8 protein-coding genes are annotated in these 13,143 nt (G+C 51.0%); 6 read left to right on the forward strand and 2 right to left on the reverse strand.

The genetic code is table 11. The features are described from left to right. Positions 1–88: 88 nt before the first annotated feature. Together BUB16_RS11200 and BUB16_RS11205 are read right to left on the reverse strand one after the other, a co-directional pair. Complete coding sequence (locus BUB16_RS11200; protein ID WP_073063929.1) at positions 89–3,097, reverse strand: PVC-type heme-binding CxxCH protein; 3,009 nt, start codon at positions 3,095–3,097, stop codon at positions 89–91. A 207-nt stretch (positions 3,098–3,304) separates the two neighbouring features. Further along, positions 3,305–3,532 (reverse strand): hypothetical protein, encoded by a 228-nt coding sequence (locus BUB16_RS11205; RefSeq protein ID WP_073063933.1) that lies wholly within the window; start codon positions 3,530–3,532, stop codon positions 3,305–3,307. 380 nt (positions 3,533–3,912) lie between these two features. Between BUB16_RS11205 and BUB16_RS11210 the strand changes: the two genes are divergently transcribed. From BUB16_RS11210 to BUB16_RS11235, 6 genes are all read left to right on the forward strand, one after another. Then, positions 3,913–7,038 (forward strand): SusC/RagA family TonB-linked outer membrane protein, encoded by a 3,126-nt coding sequence (locus BUB16_RS11210; RefSeq protein WP_073063936.1) that lies wholly within the window; start codon positions 3,913–3,915, stop codon positions 7,036–7,038. Positions 7,039–7,075: 37 nt separating this feature from the next. Further along, the gene (locus BUB16_RS11215; protein ID WP_170864370.1) at positions 7,076–8,833 is read left to right on the forward strand and encodes a RagB/SusD family nutrient uptake outer membrane protein; all 1,758 of its coding nucleotides are present in this window, start codon (positions 7,076–7,078) and stop codon (positions 8,831–8,833) included. A 198-nt stretch (positions 8,834–9,031) separates the two neighbouring features. Next, on the forward strand, positions 9,032–9,325 hold the full coding sequence (locus tag BUB16_RS11220) for a lipocalin-like domain-containing protein (RefSeq protein WP_139240284.1): 294 nt from the start codon (positions 9,032–9,034) through the stop codon (positions 9,323–9,325). Between the two features lie 166 nt (positions 9,326–9,491). Continuing rightward, on the forward strand, positions 9,492–10,673 hold the full coding sequence (locus BUB16_RS11225; protein WP_073063945.1) for an aldose epimerase family protein: 1,182 nt from the start codon (positions 9,492–9,494) through the stop codon (positions 10,671–10,673). A 97-nt stretch (positions 10,674–10,770) separates the two neighbouring features. Continuing rightward, positions 10,771–12,270, forward strand: coding sequence for an alpha-N-arabinofuranosidase (locus tag BUB16_RS11230; protein WP_073064274.1), 1,500 nt, complete (start codon positions 10,771–10,773; stop codon positions 12,268–12,270). Between the two features lie 142 nt (positions 12,271–12,412). Then, entirely contained in the window at positions 12,413–13,117 is a 705-nt protein-coding gene (locus BUB16_RS11235) for an NUDIX hydrolase (protein WP_073064277.1), read from the forward strand. Positions 13,118–13,143 lie beyond the last annotated feature (26 nt).

Genomic DNA, 13,143 nt, shown 5'->3' on the forward strand with positions numbered 1-13,143 from the left:
TCTATTCTGTATTGGTCCTGCTGCTCTTAGATTTTCAGGAACCGCAATGCTGTACCAATAAATTGTAAACAATGATATCATATGATTGCTACTCTTTCACAATCATCGTGCCCTGCATGGTGCGCCAGTGGCCCGGGAACGTACAGACATACGGGTATTCTCCCGGCTGGTCAGGAGCGGTAAAGGTCAATGTAACGGTATTATTGGGATTGACCAGCGAGGTTGCAAAAAGAACTTCGGATATATCAGGCACATAATCCTTTTCTGCGGCATCCGTTTCTCCGGCCATATCATCGGCCGCCTCTCCTACTTTCTCCAGTGCGCCCGGCTCGGTTATGAGCAGGTTGTGCTGCATGAAATCCGGATTTTCAAAAACAATTTCCACCTTTTCGCCGGCCTGCACCGAAAATTCCGATACGTCAAATTGAAGTTTATTCACCACGGCCTTGATGCGGATCGTCTTTGCATTCGATTCGGAACTCTGATCTGAAGCTGTTTGTCCCCCGGCAGACGATGTGCTGGCGGCCGTTCTATAGCCTGCCGCGTGTTTATTTCCCGCCAGCTTCAGCGCTTCCGCCAGCCACTCGTCCTGCACAACATTGCTGTCCCTGCTTAGTGCAAAGAGCGCCTGTCCTACCTGCTCAGAAGGATCCATTTCGACCGTGGCTAAAATAGCCGCCAGTTGCGTTCTACCGTTTGGATCCTCAAGAACCCCTGATTCCATAATGGCCTGCCGGGCCTCCCCGGTTTGCGGCAGAACCTGAATGGCAGCTTTCCGCACGCCGGCCGCAGGATGCTCGAGCGCCCCGAGGGCGGTTTCCAGTGCTTCCTCATTGGAACCGTCGAGCGCGTCCAGCCCGTGAATCGTCCACAGGGCGTGCAGGGCTGCGCTGTTCAGGCCGAGTTCGTCTGTTTCTGTATTCTCGACAAGCCCGTACAGCTCGGGAAGCACATCGGTTTCTCCCCGCTCAACCAGCAGCCGCTGGGCCGTCAATCGCCAGAACATGTTGTCATGATTCAACGCGTCTACCAGCGCATCCGGGTCATCTTTACTGAGGCTCATCGATTCACCGGATTCCGCCCCCTTATAAGTGAGCCGGTAAATACGTCCGTGCTTCCGGTCCCTGTTCGGGTTTACATGGGCATTGCCTTCGCCGGTTTCGGCATCGTATCCGCCTCGCTCTTCCGTGGGCGTCGGGTTGTGCTGTACAATAAAGTTATACCAGTCGGCGATCCAGAGCGAGCCGTCGGGACCTACTTTGGCCTGAACAGGGGATACCCACTCGTCGTGGGCGGCAAAGATGTTCCACCCGTCTTTTTCAGTGAAACCGGCACCATTTTCTTCAATGATCGCCCGGTGCGTCAGTCCCCCGGTCGGCTCACTCACAAAAGCAATGCGATTCCAGTACTCCTCAGGAAACTGCCGGGCCGTGTAAAACCGGAAGCCGGAGGCCGCGGTAAATCCACCGAATACATCCACCTGCCGGTAGTTGCGGGTGATGGGATGCATCCCGTAGTGCCCGTCTATTTTCTTTTGGCCCGCGCCCCATTGCTGCCGCCCGGTGCCCACAGGCCCGTCATAGTCCTCGTAATAGCGCTTCGGGATGCCCATATATACAACGTGCGTGTTGTTGGCCGTGGATCCGAATACGTCGAAGGTTTCGTTGAAGCCCAGTCCCCAGGTATTATTGCTCGTGGTCGTCAGGTATTCGAAATCGATATCATCAAAATCGGTGGTGAACTTGTAAAATCCCTGGGGAAATTTGACCGAATCGCCGCCCATAACTCCTTCATAGCCGGAATAACCGACGGAGCCCCATATCTGATTGTCGAAGCCATACTGGAGGTTGGAGGGACCCGCATGGGTGTCGTAGGTTCCCCAGCCGGAGAGGATCTCTTTCCGGCTGTCCGCTTGATCATCGCCGTCCGTATCTTTGAGGAACAGGAAATGCGGGGCCTGCGCGACCAGTACGCCGTCATTCACAAAGGTCAGGCCGGTCGGGATGTTCAGGCTATCGGCAAAGACCGTCACTTTATCGGCCCTGCCATCCTTATCGGTGTCCTCCAGAATTTTTATTTTGTCATCGCCCACGCCCGTTTCGTTTCGGACGGTATTGGGATAGTCGACCGTTTCTATAACCCAAAGCCGTCCCTTTTCATCCCAGGCCATGTCCACCGGATTAACAATGTCTGGCTCGGCGGCAAAAAGTTCGAGCTTAAATCCCACCGGCACCTGGATATGTTTTTGCGATTCTTCCGGGGAGAGCGGAAGCTGAAAGCGGGGCGGGGGATCCCGCTCCTCATAATTGGGAATGTTGTCCCGCTCCTCATATTGCAGTTTGGGAATGGTTGACGCAAAGGACTTCCAGTTTTCCCGGACCCGATCACTGACCGACCACACAATCCCGTTTTTGATCAGCTCCTGGAATCCCGGTTTCGTCCACGTCCGTTCATCGTGTCCGTAGGCCGTATAAAAAACCCTGCCCTCTCCGTGCGTACGCACCCAGGTCCATGGTTCCGTATGATCTTCACCTTCCCGTTCCATCAACACCGTGCGGTTTTCGTCGTTATGCCTGGTATGAACGTAGGTTTCATCCCAGGTTTTAAACTCCTCGAGATCTTCGGTAACGGGATGGTCTCTGTTCACGATCTCCGCTGTAAATGTACCGGTGCCGTGGTCTTCGAATTGAGCGCCGACCAGATCCACAAAGTCCCCGGAGTTTCTAAAACAATAACTGGCCGAGTGAACAGGTAAAAAGCCCTTGCCGTTCGCCACAAATTCCAGCAGGGCTTGTTCCTGGGAGGCGGAAATGCTGTCGTGATTTGCATAAAGGAGGAGCGCATCATACCTCTCTAAATTTTCCTGATTTAAATCCTCCGGGTTTTCGCTGTATGTAAAATTAATGCCGTTGCCGGCCAGGGCAGAGGCAAGGATGGGAGCATAGGCGGCGCTGTTGTGATGGTCACTGTCGTGCCCGAGAAACAGGACTTCAATTTTGCGGGGATGATTATCGGGCTTTTGCTTTTCGGTTGTATCGCATCCAACCGCTGACAAGGCTAAGTAAACAAGTGCAACCCATCCCGTTATTATTTTCATAATCTCATTTTTGATTGTGCCAGTTCCTGAAAATTGAAAAGTGTAATAAATACACTCAAAAAAGATGGAATATTTTTGAAAATTGCAAAATATTTTTTAATCCTGCGAAAAAGGGAGAGGAAATGCTATCCGGAGAAGGCGGTTAATACCGGCACGTATGTTGCCGATCATCCCGAATAATATTCTATTCCACAGCACTGACAGTTATTATTTTTTCTCGTTTTTTGCTGATTTTATCGGATTTCGCAAAGGCCTGCCAAAACCTTCAAAGAATACATTCATCTGATCTCTGCCCCGCAGCCGGATATCCGCGCCAAAGGGAAAGGCATCGGCTCCGAGAAAATGAATATGAATCATGCCCGGAATCCGATGTTGCTCATACTTAAAATGATGGTATTCCGGATTTTCCAGGAAATGGGCACGCCTTTTCGACACTGCTTATAAGTGTTTTATGCACAATTAACGGGAGATAATTTGCCTGTTTTTCCAAAATAAAGGCTTTGTCATGAAATAAATGACTAATGATTTTATTTATTCATCATTAAACTTTTAAATATTTCATAAAAAATAATATTCTATAAATGCTTGGTTAGCAATAGGATATAGTGATATAAAATTTTTAATTTCCCACTTCATTTCTCCTTCGGAATAATATTTCTGCCCATATTCATCTGTTGTTTAAAATTTCTTGCATAATATTTCTATAATTCTTAAAAATAATAAGTGTGTAAAAAACACTTAGAAAGTTGATCGTTTTTCACAGCTGACAAGGGTGGGATACACTTCACTATCACGTCAATCAAAATTGGGGATTTATGAAATTACTACGACACAGTAAATACCTGTTGTTGATAGCATTTCTTTTTTGCTTTTCGGCAGCGGGAGTATTTGCACAGCACACGGTGAGGGGTACGGTTACGGATGCAAGTTCATCTGAATCATTGCCCGGAGTGAATATTCTTGTAAAGGGTACTTCGCAAGGAACGTCGACCAACGCGGATGGGCATTATGAATTGCAGGTGTCCTCTTCCTCGGATACGTTGGTTTTTTCTTTTGTGGGATACGAATCGCAGGAAATACCGATTAATGGCAGAGAGGAAATCGATGTTAATCTGCAACCTCAGGCTTTTATGGGGGAAGATGTCGTGGTTGTCGGTTACGGCACGCAACAGAAAGTGAATCTCACCGGTTCGGTAGCCTCGGTCTCGACTGACGAAATGGCGGAAATCCCGGTACCGACGGTGACGCACGCACTGCAGGGAATGGCGCCGGGAATGCAGATTCTGGATGGCGGAGATATGCCGGGCCATAACCAGCTGGACGTCTTGGTTCGCGGCCAGGGATCCCTGGGACGCGATGCCGATGGAAGTGGTGACGTAGGCAGTGCCGATGCCTCCCGACCGCTGGTACTGATTGACGGGATCGAAGGGAGTCTCAGTGATGTCGACATAGGGGACGTCGACAACATTTCGGTGCTGAAAGACGCGGCATCGGCGGCGATCTACGGTTCACGTGCTGCGAATGGCGTGATTCTGGTCACCACGAAGCGCGGGTCAGCCGGCGATCTGCAGGTCACGTACAACGGGTATATGGGAACCCAGGACATTACGGCATGGCCGGAGCGGGTCGACACCGAGACCCATATGCGGCTCGCAAACCTGGCCCGGGAGAATCTCCTGAATTCATGCCTTGACGGTCGCGAGGGACAGACGGAAGCGGAGTGCCACGCAAACACGAACTACGCCCCGCGTTACACGGAGGAATATATCCAAAACACACTCGCCGGAGATCAGCCGGACCAGTACCCGGATAACGAATTGGTAGATGAAATCTTTAACCGGGCACCGATCCAGGATCATTCGCTTAGAGTGTCCGGCGGGAATACGGCGGCACGTTACTCGCTCTCCCTCAACTATATGGAAGAGGGGGGATTAATGGCGAATACGGGCACTGACCGGTATGGCATACGCCTCAATACCGATTTCCAGCTGAACGAAGAAATCTCGGGTGGCCTGGATTTGTCGGCTAATCGCAGTTGGGATACCCGACCGGCGGAGGAATGGGCGTCGAACTTCTACATCGTCCACGACACCCCGCCGACGGTTAGGACCCGTTTTTCCGACGGAACCTACGGCACAAATTTGTTCGGACGCAGTGCCCTTGCCTCCGCCGAGGTCAGCGGTAACGAACAGCGGGTATTCTGGGATGGCACCGTCACCGGTCGCCTTAACTACCGAATAGCGCCATGGGCGGAGATACAGACGCAGGCCTCCTTCGACTACGGCAGTATGGACTGGGAGCTTTTCCGGACCGATCCTGACCTCATTGAAGAGTATCCCGACGATGGATACTACTGGGGTCCCAGTTACGGTGAGAATCGTACCTACACGGATAAACAAACGACGCTCCGGGCGCTGATTGACTATGACCACACCTTTATGGAGTATCATAATATTTCTGGTGTAGTCGGATACGAGCAGACCGAGTCCAACTTTGAGGAATTTCGGGCTTCGCGAGACCAGTTTTATAACAACGATCTACGCCAGCTCGACCTGGGTAACGAAACGAACGACTCGAACGAGGGTTTCGGTAACAGTTGGGCGCTGCGCTCGATATTCGGGAGGCTCAACTATGAGCTGATGGATCGTTACCTGTTCGAATTCAACGCCCGTTACGACGGATCAAGCCGGTTCGCTGAGGGACACAGATACGGTTTCTTTCCATCATTCTCACTCGGCTGGCGGATTACTGAGGAGTCGTTCTTCAACGTCGACTGGGTGGACGAGCTGAAAATTCGCGGATCCTGGGGGCAGTTGGGTAACCAGGACGTGCCGCTGTACTCGTATTACTCTTCCATCGATCTGAGTATTCCGTATCATATGGGCAATGCCAGTAGTGCACAGTCCACGGGCGGCGCTGCCACAGCACTCGTCAATGAAGAACTTTCGTGGGAAACGACTACGGTCACCAATATCGGAATCGATGCGGCATTCCTGAACAATCGTCTGAGCGTGACGGGTGAGTTGTACGAGCGGCGAACCGAGGACATTCTCCTGGCACTTTCGGTTCCCGATATGGTCGGTCTCAACGCACCCTTTCAGAACGCGGGTATCGTCGAAAACAAGGGCTGGGAGGTACAGGTCGGCTGGCAGGATAATATCGGAGAGGTCAGCTATGGTATCGACTTCAACCTTTCCGACAACCGGAACGAGGTCATTGATTTGGTCGACACCGGCCCGTATATCGAGGGTGATCTTAACCTTAGTCAAAACGTGATCCAGGAGGGGTCGCCTATCGGCGCGTGGTACGGCTATGAGACCGAGGGTCTATACAGCTCGTATCAACAAATCGATAGCCACGCGGACGTTCCGGGCGAAGGGGCACGTCTGGGGGATATCATTTTCAAGGATCAAAACGATGATGGGATTATCAATGATGAGGACCGTGTGGTAATAGGCGATCCCAATCCCCACTATATTTTCGGTGTGAACATCAACGCTGGCTGGAGAAACTTCGATTTTACGGCGCTCTTGCAAGGTGTGGGTGACAGGGAGCAGTACATAGGTCTTGGATTCGCCCAGGGCCCGGTGTGGGAGAACTACACCTCTGAGTGGCATAAGGACTACTGGACGCCGGACAACCAGGACGCCCGGCACCCGGCCTACTACTCCAACGCCAACCGGAACTACTACAATATGAATGATTGGTGGATCCTGGACGGAAGTTTTGTGAAGCTGCGTAATGTACAGCTCGGCTATACGCTGCCTCAGGAGTTGGTCAGCCGCTTAGGTATTCAGCGCCTGCGGCTGTATGCAACCGGTAAAAACCTTTGGATGAAAAATAATCTGGGTATCGGCCTGGATCCGGAGTATCCATGGACAACCGGCGACTACTATCCACAGACGAAGGTGATCAGCTTAGGCGCCAATATCAGCTTCTAAAATGACCAAGACAATGATTTATAAAAAAAACAAGATTATGATTTATAAGATAACCAAGACAACGAATGTAGTGCTTTCAAGCATGCTGCTTCTGTGTATCGCTCTTGGAATCACAGGATGTGATGATAATTTTCTGACGACCGTACCGTCGGACAGGGTCTCTTCAGCGACCTTCTGGTCTAACGAGCGTGACTTCAATACTGCTCTTAACGGCACCTATAACGAGATGACAGGGCGGGACCTTGATCCCCTTTATTTTGACGGCGCCACCGATATCGGTTATTCACACGCCGACTGGAGGCGCCAGCACGAGTACGTGATGGGGCGTGCCAACGCTCAGTCCGGCTGGTCGGGCGGGTTGTGGTCCCAGTTGTACACCGGCATCAGCCGCGCCAACGAGATTCTTTTTCAGCTCAATGAGGTAGGCGGTGATGTACTTTCGCAGGAAGCCGCCGACCGGATTCGCGGGGAAGCCTTGTTTTTACGCGGCTACTTTTACCACGAGTTGCTGTGGATGTTTGGTGAGGTGCCCGTATTTACGAGTGTTCCAACCGTGGAAGAAGCGCGCAGCGTGAGTCGGTCTTCGCGGGAAGATGTATATACACGGATTACAACAGACCTGTCGGAAGCAGCAGGCCTGCTGCCTACTCGCGCCGAGCTGCCGTCTTCCGATTACGGTCGCGCCACCAGCGAGGCTGCCGTGGCTTATCATGCACGGACCGCCCTCTACGAAGCAAGCTGGCAGGAGAACCACGAGGACAACACATCCCGTGCCAACACCCTATACGGTACTGCAAGAGACATGGCTGCGACTGTTATGAACGACGCCGCATACTCTCACATTACGTTGCATCCCAATTTCCGGGATCTCTTCACCTATTCAGGTGAGACGAGCAACGAGATCATTTTGGACTACCAGAAGGTATCGGGACAGAATGGATGGCCGGCCTGGTCGGATTTCGCCCCCAAATCCATGGGTAGTGAGGTCAACATCGCACCGACGCGAGAGCTGGTGGATCGATTTCCGATGGAAGATGGCTTGTCTATCGATGATTCGCCTATGTACGATGATTCTCCCCCGGAGATTACCTACAACAACGGCAACCCGGCTGTACAGACGATCGGCATGTATGCTAATCGTGATCCGAGATTCTATGGAACGGTCTTGTTTCCAGGTGCTCAGTTCAATGGAATCGTCTATAACTCATATCCGTCTTGCAGTGAAACGAATGCACCAGATGGTTATTGCAGTCCAACCGGCGATCCGATAGACCAATCGGATTATAACAATACGTACACTGGCTACATCGCCATGAAATATGTGGATCCGCAGGACGAGTCGTCTCCACAAAACAGCGGTCTCAATTTCATAAAGATGCGGTACGCCGACGTCCTGCTGATGTACGCAGAGGCAAAGGTCGAACTCGGTGAGCTGGACCAGTCTGTAAACGATGCGGTCCAAGAGATTCGCGACCGGGTAGATCTGCCCATGCCCCAGGATATTACCACGATGACACAGGAGGAGGCTATAGAATTTGTCCGAAACGAGCGGATCATTGAGCTGGCCTGGGAGGGTCTCCACCTGGCAGATATCCGCCGATGGAATACCGCTGAAAATGTGCTCAACGGTAATATACACGGGATTGAGATTGCCAATGATCAAACTGGTAATAGTTTCAGTAGGTTACAAGGACAGCATACCCGGTCGTTCGATGCACCGCGGGATTACTTGTGGCCCATACCATCAAATGAGCGGGACCTGAACGACAACTTGTCACAGAACACGGGATATTAAAAGCATTGGTAATGCTTGCTTTATAAAGTGACTTATTAAACAAGGATAAGCTGCCTGCGGGTTATAAGTGTCTACAGGTAGTTCTAAACAGTAAGATGTATTTTCGAAGTACTACGACAGATATCATCTCCAGTGGAGCTTCATTCATGTCTAAAATACTTTTCATAATGAGCCTGGCTGCAGGTATAACCCTGCGCTGTGGCAAGGATTCTGTCGATCCGGACAACAATGGAGTGGGAGCAAATTTTGCTGGAGTCGGTGAAAAATGGGACGGTTAAGAACCAATCGACGACGGTAGAATATTTAGAGGACGGACAAATGGCCGGCAACCCGGCTGCGTGGGAGCTGCAGGATAAAATATTGAGGATCAATCGAAATGGCGACATATTGAGGCTTCATCTGCGCCGCGGTTTTGACTGGGAAAGTAACCGACCCACCCTGATATATACCGGTTTGAACGACCAAGAATGCTCGGTATGGGGTAAAAAATAAAGTGAGTTAGGCGGTACCTGGATATATCTTCTCCGGTCAATATGAAACGTGAAAGGACCTTATGGCCCAAGAAGGTATCCCATTTTTTTAATGAAAGGGGATCCAGGATTTAGTATCCTTTTGAGGAATCGCTAACATAATTAAAACACAATTAAACAGCTAAATTATGAAAACAGCATTATTTCTAAACGGTGGTGGCAGTTATTGGATAGGCGGCATAACGGTTAGCCTGGTTATCCTGCTGATGACGGGGGGATGTGCGGGAGAGGAGTCCGAGCCGTCCCCTGAAAAGCAGGACACGAAAACCCCTGATCGAATAACCGAAAGGCCGTTCGGTTCGCTCGAAGACGGCCGCCAGGTGCATCTGTATACGCTTGCCAATGCTCATGGCATGGAGGTCGATATAACCAATTACGGAGGGATTGTCACCGCTATCAGGACGCCGGACAACGAGGGAACTATTGAAAATGTAGCCCTGGGCTTCGATTCGCTCGATAACTATTTAAGCGGACATCCCAACTTCGGGGCCCTGATCGGCCGCTACGGCAACCGCATTGCCGGTGGCGAATTTGAGCTCAACGGGGAAACCTATACCCTTGCTCAAAATGATGGTGACAACCACCTGCACGGGGGAGAAGTTGGCTTCGATGATGTGCTCTGGGACGCCACCATTACCCCGGACAGTACCTTGCGGCTCACCTATGTAAGCGAGGATATGGAAGAGGGATATCCCGGCCGGCTGGATGTGACGGTCATTTATTCCCTGACGGATGATAATGAGCTTAAGATTGAGTACAAGGCTACAACGACCAAAGCCACGCCCGTCAACCTCACAAATCACACCTACTTTAATCTTACCGGCGATATGGACAGTACCATTCTGGATCATCAGGTGAAGCTCAATGCCGACCAATATACACCAGTGGATGATGAGTTAATTCCTACCGGAGAGATTGCGTCTGTAGAAGGTACGGCATTTGATTTTACGGAGTTTCACAGCATTGGAGAACGCATCGATCAGGTAGACGGCAGGGGATACGACCATAATTTTGTGCTGAATCAACCGGCATCCGATTCCCTGTTTCATGCTGCAACAGTCTATTCCCCGGGAAGCGGGCGGGAGATGAAGGTCTTTACCACCGAGCCGGGCGTACAGTTTTACACCGGCAATTTTTTGGATGGCACCCTGGAAAGCCCGGGGGGGATTCCTTTTGAGCAACACTCCGGATTTTGTCTTGAGACCCAGCATTTCCCGAATTCACCCAATGAACCCGATTTCCCTTCTACGATATTAGAGCCCGGAGAAACCTATCTGACCACAACCATTTACCAATTTTCAATCCGATAAATACAACTACACCATGTCATTTTTTAATCATCCCCGGATTATTACCATGCGAATGGTCCTCCTGTCCCTGTCCCTGTTCCTTTTTAGTTTCAGCGGTATGATCCCGCTGAAAGCGCAAAATACGATGACGATCAATGCCGATCAGCCCCAAAATAAAATCAGCCGCCATATTTACGGGCAGTTTTCAGAACACCTGGGCACCGGCATGTACGGGGGACTCTGGGTAGGGGAGGATTCCGATATCCCCAACACGGATGGTTTCCGGGATGATGTGGTGGAAGCGCTCAAGGCTCTGGAAATACCGAACCTGCGCTGGCCGGGCGGCTGCTTTGCGGACGAATACCACTGGAGAGATGGGATCGGTCCCCGTGAAGATCGTCCCACCCGCATCAACACGCACTGGGGCATGGTTGAGGAACATAACGAAGTGGGCACGCATGAATTCATGCGGCTTACCGAACTGCTCGATACTGAACCCTATATTTCTGCAAACGTAGGGAGCGGCACCCCCGAAGAGATGGCCCACTGGGTTGAATATATGACCTACGACGGCAACAGCACACTGGCCAACCTGCGCCGGGAAAATGGACAGGAGAAGGCCTGGGACGTCAAGTTCTGGGGCATTGGGAATGAGAGCTGGGGTTGCGGCGGTAATATGGAGGCGGGTTATTACGCCGATCTTTACCGCCGTTACGCTACCTTTGCCAAAGACTACAGCGGCAACGAATTGTATAAAATCGCCAGCGGTTTTTCGGACGACAATTACGGGTGGACGGAGACCGTGGTGGAACAGGCGGGATGGATGATGGATGCGATTTCCCTTCACTATTATACCATTCCGACGGGGAACTGGGAACAGAAAGGTCCCTCCAAAGATTTTGGGGAAGGGATGTATTTTGCAGGTCTTAAGCAGGGACTGGCAATGGACGAGTATGTGTCCCGTCATTCCACGATTATGGACAAATACGATCCGGAAAAACGAATCTCGCTGGCCGTGGATGAGTGGGGAATTTGGACAGACCCGCTTCCCGATACCAATCCCGGATTTCTGCAGCAGCAAAATTCTGTCCGGGATGCCCTCATCGCATCCACCACCCTGGATATCCTGAACAAGCACAGCGACCGGGTTCGGCTGGCCAATATTGCACAGACGGTCAATGTACTGCAGGCGATGATCCTGACCGATGGCAACCGGATGTTGAAAACACCAACCTACCATGTGTTCGATTTTTACAGGGTCCACCACGATGCGATGTTATTGCCGCTGCACCTGGATGCGGCCAACTATACGTATGAGGGTGAACACATCCCGGCTATCAGTGCCACCGCCTCCAGGGATGAAGCGGGGACGATCCATCTTACGGTGACCAACCTGCACGCCACCGACCCCCAGGAGGTTACGGTTAATATTCTGGGGTCAGATGCTGATGAGATAAGCGAGAGCCGTATTCTGTCAGCAGACGCTGTGGATGCCGTTAACACCTTTGATAATCCCGACAGGGTGGCCCCCCAAAGCTTTGAAGACTATACGCTGAATGATGACGAGCTGACGTTGCGCTTACCCTCAAAATCTGTTATAGTCATAGGGGTAGAATAAACAAAGGATTAGCCCGGTTTTAATATCCCGAATAGGGGAAACAAACTGCAAAATGGACCGTGTGCTGTACTGGAGCTTCCAGATTGCAGGGCATGAGGATTCCGGGTTAGTAGAAAAAAGATATAAGAACAGCCATATTTTTATGAAAAATCACTATGAAGAACACGATCGAATCCTGGTGGCCCTTGATTGCATCATTTTCGGATTTGATCGGAGCGGACTAAAACTGCTGCTCATCAAAAGAGACTTCGAACCCGAGAAAGGGAACTGGTCGCTGATGGGCGGGTTCCTGAAACGGGAGGAAAGTCTTGACGAGGCTGCAGACCGTATTCTGCATAAGCTGACCGGGCTTAAAAATGTCTATCTCGAGCAGCTCTATGGATTTGGTGAGGTAGACCGCGATCCGGTGGAGCGAACGGTGTCCATCGCTTATTATGCGCTTATCAATATTCAGGAGCATGACAAGGAGCTCATGGATAAATACGGGGCGCGCTGGTTTCCGATTAATGAATTGCCCGACCTTATTTTCGATCACCCTCAAATGGTTGAAGCCGCTAAGTCCCGCCTGCAGTACCGGGCTTCTCATGAACCGGTGGGATTCGAGCTGCTGCCTGAGAAATTTACCATGCCTGAGCTTCAGATTTTATACGAAGCCATCTACGAAACGGAGCTGGACAAGCGAAATTTCCGCCGGCGTATCCTGTCGATGGATGTGCTGGTAAAAACGGATGAGAAACAGAAGAAATACTCTAAAAAAGGGGCCTACTTCTATAAATTCAATGAGGAGAAGTACCGTGCAAAAATCAATAATGGGGATAACTTGGTTTTCAAACCGATAAAACTTTAAGGAACGCGATTTTGAATTCATTCCTG

Source organism: Fodinibius roseus (assembly GCF_900129315.1).
In the GTDB taxonomy this organism is placed as follows: Bacteria; Bacteroidota; Rhodothermia; order Balneolales; family Balneolaceae; genus Fodinibius; species Fodinibius roseus.